This window comes from Actinoplanes flavus, assembly GCF_017592555.1.
Lineage (GTDB): Bacteria > Actinomycetota > Actinomycetes > Mycobacteriales > Micromonosporaceae > Actinoplanes > Actinoplanes flavus.
Genome location: NZ_JAGFNS010000004.1, coordinates 292,845 through 312,645 on the forward strand (window position 1 = coordinate 292,845; position 19,801 = coordinate 312,645).

The following is a 19,801-nucleotide window of genomic DNA, read 5'->3' on the forward strand; positions in this document are numbered from 1 at the left end:
GGCCGGGCGCGGCGGTCGGGCGGGTGTGAGATCGCCGCGCCGCCCCCCTGTCGCTCACCGAGGTTTCGCCAGCTCTTGGGGGTCGGGTGTGGCGGTGGGGCGTGTGTGGGAGGTCGTCTCGCCGGGTGGCTGCGGTGCCGTCGGTGTCGCTCACCGAGGTTTCGCCAGCCCTTGGGGGTCGGGTGTGGCGGTGGGGCGTGTGTGGGAGGTCGTCTCGCCGGGTGGCTGCGGTGCCGTCGGTGTCGCTCACCGAGGTTTCGCCAGCCCTTGCGGGCCGGGCGTGGCGGTCAGGTGGCGTGGGTGGTCGCCTCAGCGGGTGGTTACCGCGCCGACCTTTCCCGTCAGCCGTTTACCCGGTGACGCGGGCGGGTAGGCGATCTTCACAGAATCGGGCGAAATCGTAAGGAGGTCACCCGATGCCTATGGCAAGTATCCCGTCGAACCCTGACAAATATCCGCCCCTCGACCCGGGCGCGCCGATCCCCGACGACCCGGGCGAACTGTCTCCCGACAGCCCCGACCCGTTGCCCCCGCCGCCGCCCGATCCGGTCCCGGCCATACCGGTGCCCGCGCCGCCGGCCCCGGACGAGCCCGAAGCTGTCCCGGAGCCCGCCTGACCGCTCCGGCTCAGCGGGCCGCGGCCGAATCCAGGAAACGGGTGACGGTGTCCGTCCAGCTCTGGCGGGCCGCGTCGGCGGACTCGGGAGAGGGCAGGCCCGTCGCCGTGGCCACCAGCGCCGCCTTGCCGTTCGGTTTGGGCTCGCTGGTGACGGCGACCGCCGTACCGTCCAGGGTCTTGACCCGCCAGGTGATCCGCCGCTCGGTGCCGCTCACCCGGGGTGGGGCGGCGAGGAGCCCGGCGGTGTACGGGTCCGCCGCAGCGAACCCGGTCCACGCGTCCATCAACGCGGCCATGCCGAGACGGGTGGACCGGCTCACGCTCACCTCGAACGTGCCGTCCGCGCGCTCGCCGGGCCGCCGTCGGCCGATGTACTGCTCGTACGCCACCGTCACCGATTGCGCCCACCAGCCGGGCGAGTCGATTCCGGTGGCGTCCAGCTCCTTGTGCACCTTCGCCGCGATGGCGCGGTGGCACAGGTCCTCCGCGCCGATGCCAGCCATGAACGTCAGCCAGCCGTCCCAGCTGCGGCCCGTGGCGGTTTCGATCGGCTTGATCCGGGCGTTCGTCGCCATCTTGCCATGATGCCAGCCCGGACGGTCACTGACAGTGGCGCTGCACCGGGGCCAGCCATTCGGTCAGGTTCTGGGCCATCGTCTTGTTGACGTCCTCGGGCGTCTTGATGGTCTTGAAGAACGTGGCGTCGGCCGACTTGGTGCGCAGCTGCTCGGCGGCCTTCTTGCCGTCGGTACGCAGTTCGGCGTCCTCGCTGCCCTTCGTGGCGTCGTCGACCGCGGTGGCGAAACTGGCCAGGGCCTGCTGGGCCTTGGCCACCGCCTTGGGGTCGGAGACCGATTCGGTGAGCGCCTTGGCGAACGGCGCCATGTTGGCCCCGTATGCTGCGGCGAGCGCCTGACACCCGGACGCGACGCCCGGGGCCACGGCTGGCGCGCTGCCGGCTGGCGCGGCGGTGTCGGCGGCGGTGCCGCATGCCGTCGCGGTGAGCAGGATCCCGCCGGCGAGCAGGATGATGGCGTTGCGCATGAAAACCTCCATGGGGATGGGGGAGTGGGAGCGCTCCCATGCCGCGAGCACCATAACCTCTCCATGCGAGGCTGTCGATTCCTTAAGGCGATCTTCAGGCAGGCCGCGGGCGGAGAGCGGGCGCGGCCATCGACCGACTCCGTTCTCGTCCGGTCGGGCGAATGACAGAAATGCTATGGCGTGATGTCCACTCCGTACCGATAGCCTGTTGCGGTGAGCAGTGACTTCGCGTTCTGGAAGGCCGGTAGCGGCAACCCGGCGGAGATTTACGACGCCTTGGCCGAGGGGGTCGCCGACGCGCTCGAGCCGCATCCCGACGTCGCCACCTTTCGGAGCGAGCTTCTCGAGCGCTGGCCCGACCTGGCCGACGTGCTCGAGCCGGGCGACGGCCCCGGCGATCGGTACGTGCTGCTGACCCTGCCACTGCGGATGCTCAGCTACCTCGACGGCATCTTCGAGCTGGCCGGGAAGTACGAGCTGCATGGCTACAGCGGCGTGGCCGGCGAGCCGTTCTGACCCGGCCTCACCCTCTGGTGTGCGCAGCAGCAGCCAGGCGTCCGTGGGGAAGAGCCGGCCGGTGAGCCGTTCTGGCCCGGTGTCACCCTTCGGTGTGGTGCAGCAGCGGCCAAGGCGTCCGTGGGGAAGAGTTGGCCGGTGAGTGTCTGACCCGGCCTCACTCTTCGGTGTGGTGCAGCAGCAGCCAGGCGTCCGTGGGGAAGAGCCGGCTGGCGAGCCGTTCTGACCCGGCAACCAGGCGTCCGTGGGGAGGAGCGGGCCGGCGAGCCGTTCTGACCCGGCCTCACCCTTCGGTGCGGTGCAGCAGCAGCCAGGCGTCCGCGGGGAAGAGCCGGCCGGCGATCGCCCAGGCGGTGCGGGTGTAGTAGGGGCGCGCCTCGACGGCGTCGATGATCCGGGGATCCGTCATCGGGTGGTCGGCGCCCTTCCAGCGGATCACGCAGCCGCCGGCGGCGATCACGTTGCGGACCCAGTTGGTGCCGGCGCCCCACGGCAGGTTGATCACGAAGCCGTCCGGGGTGGTGGTGATGGCGATCGGCACCCGCAGGTCGCGGCCGCTCTTACGGCCCCGGTGATGCACCACCGCCCAGAGTGGAATGAGGCGCCGGCCGGCGAGCACCCGGACGGCGGGAGCGGTGGCACGCGCGAAACGCCAGGACGTCGTAGAGGTCGTCATGTCGTTGATCGTCCGCCGCGGAAGGGTGGTTTCGCGTCCCGGTGACCCGTCAGCCGGGATGACGGAATTCCGTCATGCGTAGCGCGTAGGCGACCGCGTCGGTGCGGCCGCGGGCGCCGATCTTGCGGTAGAGGTTGGCGAGATGGCGTTCCACGGTGTGCACCGCGATGCCCAGTTGCCCGGCGATCTCCGGGTTCGAGTCACCCGCCGCCAGCAGTCGTAACACGTCGGTCTCGCGGGGCGTCAGAGTGGCGGGAACGGTGGACGGGCGATGGATCCGGCCATGCGTCACGAAATCGGTGACCAGTTTCAGGTCGGCCGCCGGGTTCTCGACGAACAGCGTCGGGGTGGATCCGGGCAGTTCCACCAGCCGGGCGTCCGGCAGGGCCGCGGTCATCCGGCGGGCCACCTCGACCGGAATCTGCTCGGCACTCTGCCGGTGCAGGACCAGGGTGGGCGCCCGGACCCGGGCCAGTTCCGCGGTCACGTCGATCTGCCGGGCCGCCTCGAACCAGGCCTTCGCGACGGGCGCGCTGGTGGCCGTACGAAATGCCTCTGCCGTGAAACGGCCGGAAGGCGCGGCATCCCAGCCGAGCCAGGCCGTGGCCGCGGCGTCCGCGAACAGGCTCCAGTCCTGCTCGACCAGCGACAACAGCGCCTGGGTCTGCGCCGGGAGCATCGCCTCCCGCATGCGTGGCGCCCCGCCGAACAGCACCAGCCGCTCGACCCGCTCGGGTTCGCGGGCGGCGAACGCGATCGCGGTCGCCACCGAGTGGTAGTAGCCGAGCAGGGTGGCCCGCCGGATGCCCGTGTGATCGAGGACGGCCCGCAGATCCCGTAGGTGCGCGCCGACGCCGAGATCGTCGAGGTCGACGCGGCGGTCGGAACTGCCGGTGCCGCGACCGTCGTAGAGGACGACGGTCAGGTGCTTGGCCAGGCCGAGGTAGGCGGCCCGCACCGCCGGGATGCGCCACTGGGCGAGAATGTTGCTCAGCGACGGCATCCAGACAAGTGCGGGCCCCTGCCCGAAGACCTGAAAACCCAACGTCACACCATCATCGGTACGGGCGAAGCGCAGGTCCTCCACGCGCTCAGTATCACTCGCCGTCCACGCGAGCCTGAATGGACTCGGCGATCCGCTTGATGCGCTGGAGCCGGGCGTCCCATGCCGATCCGACCGCCGCGAGCTGCGCCACGGCCCTGGCGAGCTGGACGTCGTCCACCCGGTATCGCCGCTCCCGGCCCTCGGCGATGCCGTGGACCAGCCCGGCCCGGTCGAGGACGGCCAGATGTTTGGCGACCGCCTGGCGGGTGACCGGAATTCGCCGGCTCAGCGTCGTCGCGGTGCCGGCGCCGTCGGCCAGCAGCAGGTCGAGCATCCGGCGGCGGGTGGGGTCACCGATCGCCGCCCACAGGTCGTCGTCGACGGTCGCGGTGCTCACGGACTCACCCGCAGCGTGGCGACGTAGGGGGCGATCCGCGGCAGGAAGTGGCTCCAGCCGGAGACGTGGTCGTCGTACTCGTGCTGGAGGACGGCCTCCGACCAGCCCATCTCCCGGAAGCCGGTCTCGGTCATCCGCAGCAGGGTGCCGTCGCCGGAGGCGGTCAGGTCGAAGGTGACCAGCAGTGAGTTGCCGGCCGTGGCGGTCTCGCCGGCCGGGTGGATCCAGCGGAACGAGAACAGTTCCGGCGGCCGGGCGTCGACGACGGTGAACTGGACGGTCGTCCCGCCGGCGTTGCAGTCACCGAAGACGATGTGCCCGGTGGACCCCGGCGCCGGGTCGTAGCGGGCGTCGTCGGGCCACCACTGCTTGAGGTGATTCGGGCTGCTCACCACGTCGAAGACGATCTCGGGCGCGGCCTCGATGAAGATCTCGCGTTCGATGGTTCCGTACTCCATGACATCCTCCTGCAACCATTGGTTGCGTGTCACGCTACTCCCGGCCGAGTGAACTCGCAACCGATGGTTGCGCTTCGCGGACCGTGCGGCGGGCGTCGCGCCAGGTGATCAGCGCGGTACGCCAGCGGGGCGAGACGACCGGCGACCCCCGGCGCCGGGCCCGGAGGTGCGCGATGAGCCAAGGCGGCGCGGCGGCCTGCTCGATCGCCGCGCTCTTGGTGAGGAGGGTGCCGGTCCGCAGCGCGTGACGGCCCCGGGCCATCGAGGTGAGACCGAGGTCGGCGATGACCGGATCGCACCACAGCCACGGCCGGCGTGCCGCCCACGCCCAGTAGCCGGTCAGCTCGTCGCGCGCGGCGGCCCGTACCGCGTCGTCGGACATCGGCGGGAACACCTCCCGCGGCGGCCGGCCGAAGACCGTGAACCCGTGGCGTACCAGCTCCGCCCTGGTGATCCCGGACAGGACGCGCCGGACCGACAGCCCGTGGGTCCAGGTCGGATGCCGCACGTCCACGGCGGTGAGCCGCTCCACGTCGACGTAGACACACCCGAGGTTCGTGCCGCCGAAGGCCGCGTCGACCTGCCGGTGCAGGGCGGTGAGCGCCGCATCGCGCGCATCGGTCACCGGCCCGTCGACCGCGGCGACCAGATCCAGGTCGCTGACGCCGGGCCGGTAGTCGCCGGTCGCCAGCGATCCCGCCACGTACAGGCCGGTGACCCAGTCCAGCCGGGCCAGCAGCCGCCCGAATTCCGCCAGCGCGGGAACCTCGCTGATCGCGGCGGCCACCTGCCCGGGCGGGGGAATGGCGTCGACCCGTAGCCGAGGGGTTCCGGCCGGAATCAGGGCGCGTCGCCGGTGATAGTCGCTCAGCCGCCGGGCCACCGTCTCCGGGGAGTCGTCCGGGCGGCGGATCGCCTCGCCGCCGCAGCCGGGACAGACCTCGAACCGCCCGGGCCGCCCGCACGCCCGGCACATTCGGCTGCTCGTCAGGCGGTCCGTGGCCGTGGCGTCGTCCAGGATCAGCTCGACTACGTGGCAGCCCATCGCCAGCAGCGCGCCGAGGACCGGCGGGCTGGGCGACTCGGTCCAGTAAACGAATCCGGCGGCGGTGTCCGGTTCGTGCAGGCGGCGTGTCAGGGCGCCGGCCATCTGCTCCTCGGACGGCGTACCGGTCATGAAGCGGGTGGCCTCACGCGCGGAGACGCAGACCGACCCGCGACGGCTTGCCAGCACATCGGCGGTCTCCGCGGTGGCCGCGCCGGGTGGTCCGAAAAGCGCGAACCCGGTGGCCGCGCCGGGTGGTCCGAAGGGCGCGAATCCGGTTGCCGGCGGTTGATGCATGCCCCGATGATGCCGGAATGGTCGATGACGAGGTGTTCGCGGGCGGCGTCAACCAGGTGGTGCGGGTCGGTGACACGGTGTACCGGCCGACCGGGCCGTGGTCGCCGCGGGTCCACGACCTGCTGCGACATCTCGCCGATGGCGGATTCTCGGGCGCTCCACGGGTTCATGCGGTGACCGCGGACGGGTTCGAGGTGCTCGACTTCCTGCCGGGGGAGGTGTCCGACTATCCGGCCACGCCGGCGGCCGCCTCCGAGGAGGCCCTGATCAGCGCGGCGGAGCTGTTGCGCTCCTATCACGACGCCACCGCGGTGTACGCCCGGACGGCGCCGCGAGCGGGCTGGCAGGAACCGGTCGTCGAGCCGGTCGAGGTCATCTGTCACGGCGATTTCGCGCCGCACAACTGCGTTCTCGCCGGCAACCGGGTGACCGGCATGATCGATTTCGACCATGCCCGTCCCGGGCCCCGGATGTGGGACGTCGCCTACGCGGCCTACCGGTGGGTGCCGCTGACCGCGCCCACCAACGCGGACGGCTTCGGAACCACCGCCCAGCAGGCGGCCCGCCTGCGGCTGTTCTGCGACCGGTACGGCCTGGGCCGCGCCGACCGCACCCGCCTGATCGACATGGTGGCGGCGCGGCTGCACGCTCTCGTCGACTTCATGCGCACGCGGGCGGCCGCCGGAGACGAGGCGTTCGCCGGCCATCTCGCCGACGGCCACCATCTTCTCTACCTGGGTGACGCCGCCTACGTGCGCGAGCGGCGATCGATGCTGGAGGCCGACCTCCGCCGTTGACCGGCGTGACGGAGGACCGGAGTGGGTCGCGCGGCCGGATCGACCTGATCAGCGAGGGAGATCGGCTGGGCGTGGCGGGGGACGGGATTGGGTCGGGCGGCTGGATCGACCTGATCAGCGGGGGAGACCGGCTGGGCGTGACGGAGGACCGGAGTGGCCGCGGCTGGATCGACCCGATCGGCGGGGGACCCGCTGGGCGTGACGGGAACGGGAGTGGGCCACGCGCCCGGATCGACGGGAAGACCGGCCAGTCGATCCACAGGTGGCGTGGTGCGTCCCGGAAGCCGGGCCGGTGGGTGCCTCGCCGGAGGAGCGTCAGCTCTCCGCGGGACGAGTGGGTGGCCAGACCAGGACCTCGTCCGGGATTTCGGTGCGGCACAGCGCCCGCGGATCGCGACCGGGGATGCGCCGGCTCGCGGCGACGACCAGGCGGGCGACCTCGATCGCGCCATGGGCCTGGAAGTGGGTGTTGTCGGCGACCCCGTCCGGGTAGTGGGGTGACTCGCCCGCGTCCAGCCACAGGAAGTGGTCCTTGGTCGCCTCCGGGCCCAGCTCTCCCCACAGGGCGAACGACAGGTCGGTCAGGTCGATCAGCGGGGTACGGGTGGTGGTGGCGAGATCCCGCATGGCGGCCGGGTATTCGCCGTGGGACAGGTACGGCGTCCCCTCCGCGGTGAACCGGCGCCGTTCCACCGGGGTGACCAGGATCGGGGTGGCCCGGGCCGCGCGTGCCCCGTCCAGGTAGAGCCGCAGGTGGTCCTGGAAGGTGGTCCACGGCTCGGTGTACCTGGCCGGATCCGCCGTCTTGGAGTCGTTGTGACCGAACGAGACGAGCAGGACGTCGCCCGGGCCGATCGCGGCGAGGATGCGGTCCAGCCGTCCCAGGTCCACGAAGCTCTTCGAGCTGGCGCCGGAGAGCGCCTCGTTCACCACCCGGATGTCGTAACGCAGGAACACCGGCAGGGCCTGGCCCCAGCCGGCCCGGGGGTGGTCGGCGACCGCATAGGTCGCGGCCGTCGAGTCGCCGGCCACGAACACGGTGGGGCGCGGGCGCCCGGCGGCGGCCGGTGCGGCGAGTCCGAGGGCGCCGGTGATCGCGCCGCCTGCGGTGGCGCGGAGCAACGTTCTGCGATCGATCGTCATGGCGCCACATTCAATCAACCACAATCGATCTAGGCAAGCGCTTTCCCGCAGGTCGAAGCTATGAATATGCGGGGGTCGAGGGCCGGGGCAGCGGCTGTGCGCCGAATTTGGCAAGATCCGCCGGGTGATTCGTGTCTATTCGTTGTTCGCCCTGATAAATCTGATCCTCATCGTCGTCGCGCTGATCGACTGCCTGTCCTCCGACGAGGCGCTGATCCGGGCGCTGCCCCGGGTCGTCTGGGTGCTGCTCATCCTGCTGTTCTCGCCGATCGGCGCGATCGTCTGGTTCGTCGCCGGCCGCCCGCCGAGCCCGGTTCGGCTGAGCAACGGCACCACCTGGCGTCCCGGCAGCGGTTTCCCGGAGAGCGAGCGCCCGCGGCGTTCGACGGCTCCTGACGACGACCCCGCGTTCCTTCGCGATCTCGCCGCCCGGCACGCCAGGGAGAAGGCCGAGGATCAGAAACTGATGAAGGACTGGGAGGCCGATCTGCGCCGCCGTGAGGAGGATCTGCGCCGTCGTGAGGATGGCGAGAAGGAGGGCTGACCCGGCGTCGGCGCCCGCCGGTTCCCGGTGTGACGCGTCCGGCGGGCGGCAGAGTGGATTCCGCGCGCCCGCCGGTCCGGTCGTGGGGCGTCTGCGCGATTCAGGCGCAGAACCAGTCGACGCAGGCGAGCGAGCGCAGCCGGGGAACGTTCGCGAAGGCGAGGGCCCGGCTGGCCGTGGGGAGCACGCCCGTGTCGTACCCGTACTTCACGCGGGCGGCGCCGGCCTGCGGGCCGGAGGCGGCCTGCGGGCCGTAGTTCTGCGGGCCGGAGGCGGTGCTGCCCTGCTGTGCGGGCGGCGGCGGGGACGCCAGCGCCGGGCTCGCCGCGAGCGCTCCCCCCGCCATGGCGAGAACGATCAGGCCGCCTCGAATCGTGCCTCGGGTGCTCATCGTGTGCCACCTTTCATAGCCGGTCGGCTGCCGCGGACTTCGCGGCGCTCCGGCCATTCTGCGCGTAATGTCCCAGAAAGTGCAAAACGGGCATAAAACGCCGCATGGCGAGAATCCGGCGGTCACGTACGGCCGAGACGCTCCTGGGCCTCCCGCAGCGACCTCTCGTAGGGCACCCAATCGGCCAGCCGTACCGGGAATCCGTCCCGTTTCAGCCGGGTGACCACCGCCGGATCGTCGTCGACGACCAGCGCGATCGTGGCCGCGGCCGCCAGTCGCCGCAGACGGTCGCTCTTGTAGTCGCGGGCCGGCCGGCGATCCGTCTCCGGGCGCATCAGTAACCGCCCCTCCGGCAGGCCGTGCTCGGCGAACCACCGCTCGGTCACCACCCGCAGATGCTCGGGGCGCCCGGTCAGCCACACGAGATCATGGTCGTGGGCGTACTCGTGAACCAGATCGACGCCGGGCGCGAGTGGCCGGTCCCGGCCGGCGGCCGCGAAGAAGGCCGCCCAGTTCTTCGGCCGGCGGGCCACATGGCGCAGCCGGTGCCGCACGTCGGCGACCACCCCGTCCACGTCGAAGACCGCCAGCGGCCGCACCCCGTGCCCAACCATCCGGGCATGCTACGTCAGGCCGGGATCGGCACAGCGAATACTGTGGCGTGTCATCAATCGGCGCCCGTGGAGGCGTTTCCCTGCCGTGACGTTCGAAGAGTTCGTATCCGCCCGCCTCGGCGCCCTGGTGCGCTACGCGACCGTGGTCACGTGGGATCCGCACCTGGCCGAGGACATCACCCAGAACGTGCTGGTCCGCGCGCAGGCCCGCTGGGCGCGAATCAGCCGCATGGACGCGCCGGAACTCTACGTGAAACGCATGGTGGTCAACGAGTTCCTGTCCTGGCGGCGGCGCCGGGCGGCTCAGTCGATCCCGCTCGCCACCGACACGCTGGCCGGGCACCTGCCCGAGGCGCCCGACCCCAGTGTGCAACGTGACGAGAGGGACGCCATGTTGCGCCTGATCGCCACCCTGCCACCCCGGCAGCGTGCGGTCATCGCGCTGCGCTTCTACGAGGACCTGGCGGTCGACCAGATCGCGGAGGTGCTCGGATGCCGAACGGTCACCGTCCGTACCCATCTCATGCGTGCGCTGGCCGCGTTGCAGAACGCCCTGCCCGCGCCGCTCGTGCCCACGGGGGAGAAGCCGTGACCAGGGACATCGAGGAACTCATCCGGGCCGCGCAGGAACTGCGCGCCGACCAGGCCCCACCGGCCGACCGCGTCCGCGCGGCGTTGCCGCGGCGCACGGCCCGGATCCGCAAACAGCGACGGTACGGCCTGGCCGGCGCGATCGTGGCGGCCGCTGCCGTTGTCGCCGCCGTCACCGTGCCGTCGCTGGCCCTGCGCGACGACACCGGGATCGCGGCCACCGTGCAACCGGCCGCCCCGGGCACCGCGCCCACCAGCGCCCCGGCGTCCCCGGGTGTTCCCCCGCAGGAGCCCGTGCCCGCCGAGGTCGGCCTCGGCTTCCGGCCCACCTGGGCGCCGCCGGGATTCGCCGAGCACATCCGGATGGCCAGTGCCGCCGACCCCGGCGACGGCTTCGGTCCCGTGCTGCGCCGGGTCTGGAAACAGAACGTCGGCACCGGCGACCCGTGGACCGGCGCCGAGCTGTCGCTGTCGGTCTTCTCCGAGATGACCGGCGCCGACATCGACCGCAGTGGTCAGCGGGTCGACGTGAACGGCGTGCCGGGCTACTACTCGCCGTCGCACAACGACCGCAAGTCGTCGGTGGTCTGGCATCCCGCCCAGAACACCGTCCTGCTGTTGAGCGCCGGCAAGCTGGACATCAGCAAGAACGACCTGCTGCGGATGGCCCGCTCGGTGCGGCCGGACACCGGGGTCACCGGCGCCCCGGCCCGCCTGAACTGGCTGCCCGACGGATGGATCACCACCAGCGCGACCGTCAGCGGACCGTCGCCGTCGCAGTGGCGGGCGGAGTTCTCCGCGGTCAAGAACCAGCTGGTCACCGACACGGAGAAGCAGCGGAAGGAGAGCAAGGACGGACACCTCCAGGCGACCGGGCAGCTCTCCGTCGTGGTCGGCCTCACCACCGACGCGCCGTCCGGTGGCACCGAACTGACCGTCGGCGGCCGCCCCGCCCGGATCCCGGTGCGCACCGACGAGGCCGGAAAGGACCTGCTCTACCTGGTCGTGGATCTCGGCGGGAACCGCCTGCTCACCCTCGTGGGCAGCGGCGCCGGGCTCACCACCGGCGACCTCCGGAGGATCGCCGAACAGGTCGAGATCGATCCGGCCGGCCTGGACTGGCTCGGCCGGTAGCACCGTCGCACGGCGGCGGGTCTCGCCACGGGGGAGGCCCGCCGCCGGCTTCGGGGAGCGTCAGCGCGCCGCGACGGCATCGACCGGAACCGGCCGGTGTTGCGGCTGTGGCGACTGGGCACCGCCGGGCCGACGGAATCCGTCGTTTCCCAGGTCAGAGCACCTAAGCGGGTCCATCCTCGGAAGGTGAGTCTGCTGGCGGCGGCCCGGCAGACCTCCCGCCACCGACCGAGGGATCCGATCATGACCAACACCGAGCAGAGTGCCCCCTCCGACGTTTCGATCATGGTGGACGCGCTGGTCACCGCCGGGCTGAAGGCACTTACCGACTACGAGGGCTTCGACCAGGAGCGCATCGATCACATCGTCAAGAAGGCATCGGTAGCCGCTCTCGACAAGCACGGCGCGCTCGCGAGATTCGCCGTCGAGGAGACCGGGCGCGGCGTCTTCGAGGACAAGGCGGTCAAGAACATCTTCGCCTGCGAGCACGTCACGAACAGCATGGCGAAGCTGCGTACGGTGGGCGTGATCAGCGAAGACGACATTACCGGCCTGATCGAGATCGCCGACCCGGTCGGCGTGGTCGCCGGCATCACCCCGGTCACCAACCCGACGTCGACGGCGATCTTCAAGGCGCTGCTGGCCCTCAAGACCCGCAATCCGATCGTGTTCGCGTTCCATCCGGCGGCCCAGCGGTGCAGCGTCGAGGCCGCGCGGATCGTCCGGGACACGGCGGTGGCCGCGGGCGCGCCGGAGAACTGCATCCAATGGATCGACCGGCCGTCGGTGGAGGCGACGACCGCGCTCATGCACCACCCGGGGATCGCCACGATCCTGGCCACCGGTGGCAACAACATGGTGCGGGCGGCGTACTCGACCGGCAAGCCCGCCCTGGGTGTCGGCGCCGGCAACGTGCCGGCCTGGATCGAGTCGTCGGCGAAGCTGAAGCGGGCGGTCAACGACATCGTGCTGTCGAAGTCGTTCGACAACGGCATGATCTGCGCCTCCGAGCAGGCCGCCATCGTCGACGACGAGATCTACGACGCCGCGCTCGACGAGTTCCGGGCGCTGCACGCCTATCTGGCCTCGCCGGACGAGAAGCGGATGCTGGAGGAGTTCATCTTCGGCGTGACCGCCTACGGTACGGCGTGCAGCGGCGCCCGCCTGAACGCGGACGTGGTGGGCAAGTCGCCGGCGTGGATCGCCGAGCGGGCCGGTTTCAAGGTGCCGCCGACGACGTCGATCATTCTCACCGAGGTCGGCGAGGTGGGCCCGAACGAACCGCTGACCAGGGAGAAGCTGTGCCCGGTACTGGCCCTGATCCGGGTCGGCTCCCGGGAGGAGGGCCTGCGGGCGGCCACCGAGATGGTGGAGTTCCACGGGCTCGGGCACAGCGCCGCCATCCACACCGAGGACCGGGATCTGGTCGTGGAGTTCGGCAAGCGGGTCAAAGCGGTGCGGGTGATCTGGAACTCGCCGTCGTCGCAGGGCGGCATCGGCGACATGTACAACGCGTTCGTACCGTCGCTGACGCTGGGCTGCGGCAGTTACGGCAGCAACTCGGTGTCGAACAACGTGTCGGCGGTCAACCTGATCAACATCAAGCGGATCGGGCGGCGCAACAACAACATGCAGTGGTTCAAGGTGCCGTCGAAGATCTACTTCGAGCCGTACGCGATCCGCTATCTCGCCGACATGCCGGACGTGAACCGGGTGACCGTGGTGACCGACGCGACGATGACCCGGCTGGGCTTCGTCGACCGGATCAGCCGGGTGCTCCAGCGGCGATCGAACCAGGCGGTTCTCCAGATCATCGACGACGTGGAGCCGGAGCCCCGGATGACCACCGTCGACCGCGGCGCCGAGTTGATGCGCTCGTTCCGGCCGGACACGATCATCGCGCTCGGCGGCGGCTCGGCCATGGACGCGGCGAAGGTGATGTGGCTCAAGTACGAGCACCCGGAGATCAACTTCTCGGACATGCGGGAGAAGTTCTTCGACATCCGCAAGCGGGCGTTCCGGTTCCCGACGCTGGGCGAGAAGGCCCGCCTGGTGTGCGTGCCGACCACCTCGGGCACCGGGGCGGAGGTCACCCCGTTCGCGGTCATCACCGACCACCGCACCGGCAAGAAGTACCCGCTGGCCGACTACGCGCTCACCCCGACGGTCGCGATCGTCGACCCGGCGCTGACGGCCAGCATGCCGCGGTCGATCGCCGCCGACAGCGGCTTCGACGCGCTCACCCACGCGATCGAGGCGTACGTGTCGGTGTACGCCAACGACTTCACCGACGGTCTCGCCCTGCACGCCATCCGCCTGATCTTCGCCAACATCGAGAAGTCGGTGATGCACGGCGATCCGGACGCCCGCGAGCGGATGCACAACGCGGGCACGATCGCCGGCATGGCGTTCGGCAGCGCGTTCCTCGGGATCGTGCACGCCATGTCGCACACGCTGGGCGCCACCTTCCACATCGCACACGGCCGTACCAATGCGGTGTTGTTGCCGCACGTGATCCGGTACAACGGCAGCGCCCCGTCGAAGCTGTCCGGCTGGCCGAAGTACGAGAACTACCGGGCGCCGCAGCGGCTCGCCGAGATCGCCGCGATGCTCGGGCTGTCGGACGGTGACCCGGATGCGGACGCGGCGGTGGAGGCACTGGCCTCCGCGGTCGAGCGGCTGCGCTCCAAGGTCGGTATCGAGCCGTCGTTCGCCCGGCTCGGCGTCGACGAGCAGGCGTTCCTGGCCGCGATGCCACAGCAGGCGCTCAACGCGTACGAGGACCAGTGCGCCCCGGCCAATCCGCGGATGCCGATGCTCGACGACATGCAGGAACTGATGCGGGCCGCCTACTACCAGCAGGACTGAGCCCCGCGAATCCGAGTCGTGGGCTCAGGGCGGTGCGGTCCCCGCCGAATGTCGTTAATGAGGACCGCACGGAGAGGGGGACTCGAGATGAGCACAACCGTGACCGGCCTCGACGCGTGGCGGGGATTCGCCGGTGACACCTGGCGCGCCGGTGTCGCCGTGCGTGACTTCATTCAGGCCAACTACGAGCCGTACACCGGTGACTCCTCGTTCCTGTCCGGTGCGACCGACCGTACCCGGGGCATCTGGCAGCGGCTGACCGCGATGTTCCCGGCCGAGCGCGAGCGGGGGATCTACGACGTCGACGCGGTCACCCCGTCGACGATCACCAGCCACAAACCGGGCTACATCGACGAGGCCAACGAGCTGATCGTCGGGTTGCAGACCGACGCCCCGCTGCGCCGCGCGATCATCCCGAACGGCGGCTGGCGGATGGTGGAGGGCGGCCTCAAGGCGTACGGGTACGCGCCCGACCCGCGGGTGGCGGAGATCTTCACCAAGTACCGCAAGACCCACAACGCCGGCGTGTTCGACGCCTACACCCCGAACATCCTGGCGGCCCGCCGCTCGCACATCATCACCGGCCTGCCCGATGCGTACGGCCGTGGCCGGATCATCGGTGACTACCGGCGGGTCGCCCTCTACGGCGTGGACATGCTGATCGCCGCGAAGCAGGCCGACAAGGACGCGTGCGCCGGCGGGGCGATGACCGAGGAGACGATCCGCCGCCGTGAGGAGCTGTCCGAGCAGATCCGTGCCCTCGGCGAGTTGAAGGAGATGGCCGCCGGCTACGGCTACGACATCTCCGGCCCGGCCACCACCGGCCGTGAGGCGATCCAGTGGCTGTACTTCGCCTACCTGGCCGCGGTGAAGGAGCAGAACGGCGCGGCCATGTCGCTCGGCCGCACCGCCACGTTCGTCGACATCTACCTGGAGCGCGACATCGCCGAGGGGATCCTGACCGAACAGCAGGCCCAGGAACTGGTCGACGACTTCGTCATCAAGCTGCGCATCGTCCGGTTCCTGCGCACGCCGGAGTACGACGAGCTGTTCTCCGGCGACCCGACCTGGGTGACCGAGTCGATCGGCGGGATCGGCACCGACGGGCGGCCGCTGGTGACCCGGACCAGCTTCCGCTACCTGCAGACGCTCTACAACCTGGGCCCGGCGCCGGAGCCGAACCTGACCGTGTTCTGGTCACCGAAGCTGCCGCAGGGCTTCAAGGACTTCTGCACGCAGGTCTCCATCGACACCAGTGCCATCCAGTACGAGAACGACGAGCTGATGCGACCCCAGTTCGGCGACGACACCGCGATCGCCTGTTGCGTGTCGGCGATGGCGGTCGGCAAGCAGATGCAGTTCTTCGGCGCCCGCGTCAATCTGGCCAAGACCCTGCTGTACGCGATCAACGGCGGCCGTGACGAGATCTCCGGCGCCCAGGTCGGCCCGCAGTTGCCGCCGCTGGACGGTGACGTGCTCGACTACGGGCAGGTGGCCGAGCGGTTCGACGTGATGATGGAGTGGCTGGCCGCCACCTACGTCAACGCGCTCAACATCATCCACTACATGCACGACCGGTACGCGTACGAGCGCATCGAGATGGCGCTGCACGACACCGACGTCCTGCGCACCCTGGCGTGCGGCATCGCCGGCCTGTCGGTGGCCGCCGACTCGCTGTCGGCGATCAAGCACGCGACCGTCCGGCCGGTCCGCGACGAGCGTGGCCTGATCGTGGACTACACCGTCGAGGGCGAGTTCCCGACGTACGGCAACAACGACGACCGGGCCGACCTGATCGCCGCGGGCCTGGTCGAGACGTTCATGGCGAAGATCCGCAAGCACCCGACGTACCGCGGGGCGGTGCACACCCAGTCGGTCCTGACGATCACCTCGAACGTCGTGTACGGCAAGCACACCGGCAACACCCCGGACGGGCGGCGGGCCGGGCAGCCGTTCGCCCCCGGCGCGAACCCGATGAACAGCCGGGACTCGCACGGCATGGTCGCGGCCGCGCTGTCGGTGGCGAAACTGCCGTACGGGGACGCCCTGGACGGCATCTCGCTGACCACGACGGTCACCCCGAACGGCCTCGGCAACAGCCGCGAGGAGCGGGTCCGCAACCTGGTCGGCGTGCTGGACGGCTACTCGACGGTGGACGGTTTCCACATGAACGTCAACGTGCTGAACCGGGACACCCTGGAGGACGCGATGGCGCATCCGGAGAACTACCCGCAGCTGACCATCCGGGTCTCCGGGTACGCGGTCAACTTCGTGCGGCTCACCGAGGAGCAGCAGCGCGACGTCATCTCCCGTACCTTCCACGGCGCGCTGTGACCGGAAAGGTCGTCATCCAGCGCCCTGACCTGGGCATCACCCCGGTCGGGGCGCATCCGACGGCCGGAGAGCCGGTCGCGTCGGTGCACTCGTGGGACGTCGTCACCGCGGCGGACGGCCCGGGCACCCGGTTCGTCACGTTCTTCGCCGGCTGCCACCTGCGCTGCCTGTACTGCCACAACCCGGACACCTGGGAGGGCCGCAACGGTCAGCAGGTGACGCTCAGCGCCCTGGTCGCCAAGATGCTGTCGTTCCGGGGGTTCATCCAGGCGGCCGGCGGCGGGGTGACGGTCTCCGGTGGGGAGCCGCTGCTGCAGAACCGGTTCGTCGAGGCGTACCTGCACCGCTGCAAGGAGGAGGGGATGCACACGGCGCTGGACACCGCCGGGTTCCTCGGCGCCCGCGCCACCGACGAGCTGCTCGACGACACCGACCTGGTGCTGCTGGACGTCAAGTCCAGCGACCCGAACACGTACCGCAAGCTCACCGGCGTCGCCCTGCATCCGACCATCGTCTTCGGCGACCGGTTGGCCGCCCGCGGCAACCGCGCCCGGATCCGGTTCGTGCTGGTGCCGGGGCTGACCGACGACCCGGCCAACATCGAGGGCGTCGCCGAATACGCGGCCCGCTGGGGTTCGGTGGACGACGGCGGCATCATCGAGCAGGTCGACATCCTCAGCTACCACCGGCTCGGCGTCGCCAAATACCGCGAGCTGGGGTTGCGTTACCCGCTGCCGGACACCGTCCCGCCGACCGCGGAGCAACTGGCCGCGGCGGCCGAACACTTCACCCGCCGCGGGTTGTGGGTGACCACCGCCTGAGAGAACCGTCCCGGCCGGGCGGCACCCGGCCGGGACATCGGCGTCTCAGTAGCCGTAGCGGCTCTTCAGGTGCCGCCACCAGTCACGCAGCATCCACGCGTCGAACTCGGTGATCGAGGTGGAGCTGCCGGCGCGCATGATGAAGTTGCTGACGCCGGACGGGGTCCAGTCGTAGAAGTCGTCCAGGCCCCAGGTATGGCCGATCTCGTGCAGCAGGATGTGCATGTTCGCCGCGTTGATGTTGTTCATGAAGTACTCGCGGCCCATCCGCTGGCCCCAGTCGCCGCCCGCGCCGCCGCCGAAGCCGTCGGTCAGCCACAGCGACTGGTCGTAGTGGCGGGCGTAGCCGCCGGGACAGTTCGGGTACTGGCCGTTCTGGTTGAAGAACCGCCCGCACGGCACCGAGCACTGCGGGGCGTTCTCGCGGATGTCGCCCACGTAGACGGCCACGCTCGTGTCGGTCCACTGCAACTGCGAGCGGTTGCGCACGGCCCAGCCGACGACGCGGACCGGCACGTCACCGTACGGCCAGGCGTTGTGCCCGACCAGCTCGTCCATCCACTTCTTGTGCTGCCGGGCGAGAGCGGCGTGGATCTGGTCGCGCTGGGCGGCGGTGACGGTCGCCGACGAGTCCCAGCGGACGCAGTAGTTGATGTAGCCACGGTTGGCCATGATCTGGTCCCAGCCGTAGTTTCGGAACCCGTACAGATTGCCGTTGTTGTAGGTCTGCTCCTGGTGCTGCCAAACCTGGGCCAGCGGCGTGACCAGGTTGGCGGGCGGGCTCCAGGTCGGGGGAGCGGCTTGCGCCGACGTGGGTACGAGGATGATCGCCAGCAGTGCGGCGACCAGTGTGACCAGGCGTTTCGTTCGCACGGAACCTCCACGACAGTAGTTCCTGAGGATGGGTTTTCGTCCGGTCGGCTCCGTGCATGGGACATCACCGGACGGACCACACGCATCAGCCCCAATCGATGCGTATCGTCTCCGGCACAGGCTGCCTTACGAAAACGTTTTCGGCAAGACGTGCGCGTGACCGGCGTTACTGAATCCCTCGAGCCGGAAGATCCGCGCAGCGGCGCGACTTGTCGCAGAAGTGCCTGTGACCCCGCCTCGAAGCCGCTTCCGCATCGTTCTCGTACTCGGACTTCTCTCCGCGCTCGGGCCGCTGACCATCGACATGTACCTGCCGTCGCTTCCGGCCATCACCGACGACCTGCACACCACCGCCGCCGCCGTGCAGCTCACCCTCACCGGCACCCTGGCCGGCCTGGCGTTCGGCCAGTTGCTGATCGGCCCGCTCTCTGACGCGTTCGGCCGCCGCCGCCCACTTCTCGCCGGCACCGCCGTGCACGTGATCTCGTCGGCGCTCTGCGTCGTCGCCCCCGGCGTGATCTCCCTCGGGATCCTGCGGGTGCTCCAGGGCCTGGGCGCCGCCGCCGCGTCGGTGGTGGCGATGGCCATGGTGCGCGACCTGTTCTCCGAGCGTGACGCGGCGCGGATCTTCTCCCGGCTCATGCTGGTCATCGGCGTGGCCCCGGTGCTCGCGCCGACCATCGGCGGCCTGGTCCTGAACTGGACGTCGTGGCGCGGCGTGTTCGTGGTGCTGGCCCTCGCCGGTGTCGCGATCATGGCGGTGTCCGCGTGGGTGCTGCCGGAGACGCTGCCGGTCGCCAGGCGCCGCAACGAGGGGCTGATCGGCACGGCCCGCGACTACGGGCGGCTGCTCACCGACCGGGTGTACGTGGGGCTGATCCTGGTGGCGGGGCTCGCGTTCGCGGCGCTGTTCGCCTACGTGAGCGGGTCCTCGTACGTGTTCCAGGACGGCTACCACCTCAGCGAGCAGCAGTTCGCGCTGATCTTCGCGGGTGGCGCGATCGGCCTGATCGGGGCGACCCAGGTCAACGTACGGCTGCTGCTGCGCTGGACACCGCAGCAGATCATGAGAGTCGCGCTGCTCGCCGGCGTCGGATTCGGCGCGGTGCTGGTGCTGACCGCGGTCACCGGGTTCGGTGGTCTGGCCGGCATTCTCGTCCCGCTCGGCCTGGTTCTCGCCATGGTCGGCCTGGCCATGCCGAACGCCCCGGCGCTGGCCCTGTCCCGGCACGGTGAGGCGGCCGGCACGGCGGCCGCCCTGCTCGGCGCGGTCCAGTTCGGCGTGGGCGCGCTGGCCGCGCCGGTGGTCGGGCTGCTCGGCGCCGGCGCGGTCGCGATGGCCGTCGTCGTGGCCGGCGGGATGGTGGCCGCCACCGCGGTGTTCTTCCTGGTGGTGCGACCCCACCAGCTTCCGGTCACCGACCCGGAGCCGGTGGCGGCCCTGGTGCACTAGAAATCCTTCGTGGCCGAGGTCCGCGTTCCGTTCCTTTCCTGGTACGCGTGTCCTCGTCCCGCGTTTTCAGGGCCGTCCCGTCCGGTCGGCGCGTGCTCGCTGCCCACTGCGGCCTGTGCCGCGCCCGCCGGGCTGAGATCG

At 70.6% G+C, this 19,801-nt stretch carries 21 protein-coding genes; 10 read left to right on the forward strand and 11 right to left on the reverse strand.

All coding sequences use genetic code 11. From position 1 onward, the window contains the following. Window positions 1-416: 416 nt before the first annotated feature. Complete coding sequence (locus J5X75_RS08545) at window positions 417-617, forward strand: hypothetical protein (RefSeq protein ID WP_238487526.1); 201 nt, start codon at window positions 417-419, stop codon at window positions 615-617. Window positions 618-627: 10 nt separating this feature from the next. Here the strand turns inward: J5X75_RS08545 and J5X75_RS08550 are convergent, their stop codons facing one another. After that, entirely contained in the window at window positions 628-1,194 is a 567-nt protein-coding gene (locus tag J5X75_RS08550; RefSeq protein WP_208466765.1) for a hypothetical protein, read from the reverse strand. 25 nt (window positions 1,195-1,219) lie between these two features. After that, on the reverse strand, window positions 1,220-1,663 hold the full coding sequence (locus J5X75_RS08555) for a hypothetical protein (protein WP_208466766.1): 444 nt from the start codon (window positions 1,661-1,663) through the stop codon (window positions 1,220-1,222). A 213-nt stretch (window positions 1,664-1,876) separates the two neighbouring features. Here J5X75_RS08555 and J5X75_RS08560 point away from each other — a divergent pair, with 213 nt between their 5' ends. Continuing rightward, window positions 1,877-2,179 carry a hypothetical protein gene (locus J5X75_RS08560; RefSeq protein ID WP_208466767.1) on the forward strand — a complete coding sequence of 101 codons (303 nt, stop codon included), beginning with the start codon at window positions 1,877-1,879 and terminating at the stop codon, window positions 2,177-2,179. A 283-nt stretch (window positions 2,180-2,462) separates the two neighbouring features. Here the strand turns inward: J5X75_RS08560 and J5X75_RS08565 are convergent, their stop codons facing one another. Genes J5X75_RS08565 through J5X75_RS08585 form a run of 5 tightly spaced genes read right to left on the reverse strand, consistent with a single transcriptional unit; the run spans window position 2,463 to window position 5,512 of the window. Continuing rightward, window positions 2,463-2,855, reverse strand: coding sequence for a PNPOx family protein (locus J5X75_RS08565; RefSeq protein ID WP_208466768.1), 393 nt, complete (start codon window positions 2,853-2,855; stop codon window positions 2,463-2,465). 49 nt (window positions 2,856-2,904) lie between these two features. Further along, complete coding sequence (locus tag J5X75_RS08570) at window positions 2,905-3,942, reverse strand: alpha/beta fold hydrolase (RefSeq protein WP_307797985.1); 1,038 nt, start codon at window positions 3,940-3,942, stop codon at window positions 2,905-2,907. A 10-nt stretch (window positions 3,943-3,952) separates the two neighbouring features. Further along, the gene (locus tag J5X75_RS08575; RefSeq protein WP_208466769.1) at window positions 3,953-4,297 is read right to left on the reverse strand and encodes an ArsR/SmtB family transcription factor; all 345 of its coding nucleotides are present in this window, start codon (window positions 4,295-4,297) and stop codon (window positions 3,953-3,955) included. Continuing rightward, window positions 4,294-4,755, reverse strand: a complete 462-nt coding sequence (locus J5X75_RS08580) for an SRPBCC family protein (RefSeq protein WP_208466770.1) — start codon at window positions 4,753-4,755, stop codon at window positions 4,294-4,296. The genes J5X75_RS08575 and J5X75_RS08580 overlap by 4 nt, the downstream gene beginning before the upstream one ends. A gap of 34 nt (window positions 4,756-4,789) precedes the next feature. Further along, window positions 4,790-5,512: a nucleotidyltransferase domain-containing protein gene (locus J5X75_RS08585; protein ID WP_238487588.1), complete on the reverse strand. Its 723-nt coding sequence runs from the start codon at window positions 5,510-5,512 to the stop codon at window positions 4,790-4,792. A gap of 602 nt (window positions 5,513-6,114) precedes the next feature. Between J5X75_RS08585 and J5X75_RS08590 the strand changes: the two genes are divergently transcribed. Then, complete coding sequence (locus J5X75_RS08590) at window positions 6,115-6,894, forward strand: phosphotransferase enzyme family protein (protein ID WP_208466771.1); 780 nt, start codon at window positions 6,115-6,117, stop codon at window positions 6,892-6,894. 315 nt (window positions 6,895-7,209) lie between these two features. On the opposite strand, the gene J5X75_RS08595 is transcribed toward J5X75_RS08590, so the two are convergent. After that, window positions 7,210-8,037: a rhamnogalacturonan acetylesterase gene (locus tag J5X75_RS08595; protein ID WP_208466772.1), complete on the reverse strand. Its 828-nt coding sequence runs from the start codon at window positions 8,035-8,037 to the stop codon at window positions 7,210-7,212. Between the two features lie 124 nt (window positions 8,038-8,161). Between J5X75_RS08595 and J5X75_RS08600 the strand changes: the two genes are divergently transcribed. Beyond that, complete coding sequence (locus tag J5X75_RS08600) at window positions 8,162-8,581, forward strand: PLD nuclease N-terminal domain-containing protein (protein WP_208466773.1); 420 nt, start codon at window positions 8,162-8,164, stop codon at window positions 8,579-8,581. Between the two features lie 100 nt (window positions 8,582-8,681). On the opposite strand, the gene J5X75_RS08605 is transcribed toward J5X75_RS08600, so the two are convergent. Then, window positions 8,682-8,972, reverse strand: coding sequence for a hypothetical protein (locus J5X75_RS08605; RefSeq protein WP_208466774.1), 291 nt, complete (start codon window positions 8,970-8,972; stop codon window positions 8,682-8,684). A gap of 122 nt (window positions 8,973-9,094) precedes the next feature. Beyond that, window positions 9,095-9,586 (reverse strand): phosphatase domain-containing protein, encoded by a 492-nt coding sequence (locus J5X75_RS08610; RefSeq protein WP_208466775.1) that lies wholly within the window; start codon window positions 9,584-9,586, stop codon window positions 9,095-9,097. An 85-nt stretch (window positions 9,587-9,671) separates the two neighbouring features. Here J5X75_RS08610 and J5X75_RS08615 point away from each other — a divergent pair, with 85 nt between their 5' ends. The 5 genes from J5X75_RS08615 to pflA all read left to right on the forward strand — a co-directional run bounded on the left by J5X75_RS08615 (window position 9,672) and on the right by pflA (window position 17,334). Further along, the gene (locus tag J5X75_RS08615) at window positions 9,672-10,178 is read left to right on the forward strand and encodes a SigE family RNA polymerase sigma factor (RefSeq protein WP_208466776.1); all 507 of its coding nucleotides are present in this window, start codon (window positions 9,672-9,674) and stop codon (window positions 10,176-10,178) included. Continuing rightward, window positions 10,175-11,311: a hypothetical protein gene (locus J5X75_RS08620; protein ID WP_208466777.1), complete on the forward strand. Its 1,137-nt coding sequence runs from the start codon at window positions 10,175-10,177 to the stop codon at window positions 11,309-11,311. Before J5X75_RS08615 ends, J5X75_RS08620 begins: the two co-directional genes overlap by 4 nt. 243 nt (window positions 11,312-11,554) lie before the next feature. Next, window positions 11,555-14,179, forward strand: a complete 2,625-nt coding sequence (adhE, locus tag J5X75_RS08625; RefSeq protein ID WP_208466778.1) for a bifunctional acetaldehyde-CoA/alcohol dehydrogenase — start codon at window positions 11,555-11,557, stop codon at window positions 14,177-14,179. A gap of 87 nt (window positions 14,180-14,266) precedes the next feature. Next, the gene (pflB, locus tag J5X75_RS08630; RefSeq protein WP_208466779.1) at window positions 14,267-16,513 is read left to right on the forward strand and encodes a formate C-acetyltransferase; all 2,247 of its coding nucleotides are present in this window, start codon (window positions 14,267-14,269) and stop codon (window positions 16,511-16,513) included. Further along, on the forward strand, window positions 16,510-17,334 hold the full coding sequence (gene pflA / locus J5X75_RS08635; protein ID WP_307797986.1) for a pyruvate formate-lyase-activating protein: 825 nt from the start codon (window positions 16,510-16,512) through the stop codon (window positions 17,332-17,334). The genes pflB and pflA overlap by 4 nt, the downstream gene beginning before the upstream one ends. Before the next feature lie 45 nt (window positions 17,335-17,379). Here the strand turns inward: pflA and J5X75_RS08640 are convergent, their stop codons facing one another. Beyond that, on the reverse strand, window positions 17,380-18,207 hold the full coding sequence (locus tag J5X75_RS08640) for a hypothetical protein (protein WP_307797987.1): 828 nt from the start codon (window positions 18,205-18,207) through the stop codon (window positions 17,380-17,382). Window positions 18,208-18,433: 226 nt separating this feature from the next. On the opposite strand from J5X75_RS08640, the gene J5X75_RS08645 reads away from it, so the two are divergent. Next, on the forward strand, window positions 18,434-19,660 hold the full coding sequence (locus tag J5X75_RS08645) for a multidrug effflux MFS transporter (RefSeq protein WP_307797988.1): 1,227 nt from the start codon (window positions 18,434-18,436) through the stop codon (window positions 19,658-19,660). The last annotated feature ends 141 nt before the right edge of the window (window positions 19,661-19,801 follow it).

Coding starts and splice junctions, on each gene's coding strand:
- J5X75_RS08545 (WP_238487526.1), top strand. CDS start 417: ATGCCTATGGCAAGTATCCCGTCGAACCCTGACAAATATCCGCCCCTC.
- J5X75_RS08550 (WP_208466765.1), bottom strand. CDS start 1,194: ATGGCGACGAACGCCCGGATCAAGCCGATCGAAACCGCCACGGGCCGC.
- J5X75_RS08555 (WP_208466766.1), bottom strand. CDS start 1,663: ATGCGCAACGCCATCATCCTGCTCGCCGGCGGGATCCTGCTCACCGCG.
- J5X75_RS08565 (WP_208466768.1), bottom strand. CDS start 2,855: ATGACGACCTCTACGACGTCCTGGCGTTTCGCGCGTGCCACCGCTCCC.
- J5X75_RS08580 (WP_208466770.1), bottom strand. CDS start 4,755: ATGGAGTACGGAACCATCGAACGCGAGATCTTCATCGAGGCCGCGCCC.
- J5X75_RS08590 (WP_208466771.1), top strand. CDS start 6,115: ATGGTCGATGACGAGGTGTTCGCGGGCGGCGTCAACCAGGTGGTGCGG.
- J5X75_RS08595 (WP_208466772.1), bottom strand. CDS start 8,037: ATGACGATCGATCGCAGAACGTTGCTCCGCGCCACCGCAGGCGGCGCG.
- J5X75_RS08605 (WP_208466774.1), bottom strand. CDS start 8,972: ATGAGCACCCGAGGCACGATTCGAGGCGGCCTGATCGTTCTCGCCATG.
- J5X75_RS08610 (WP_208466775.1), bottom strand. CDS start 9,586: ATGGTTGGGCACGGGGTGCGGCCGCTGGCGGTCTTCGACGTGGACGGG.
- adhE (WP_208466778.1), top strand. CDS start 11,555: ATGACCAACACCGAGCAGAGTGCCCCCTCCGACGTTTCGATCATGGTG.
- pflB (WP_208466779.1), top strand. CDS start 14,267: ATGAGCACAACCGTGACCGGCCTCGACGCGTGGCGGGGATTCGCCGGT.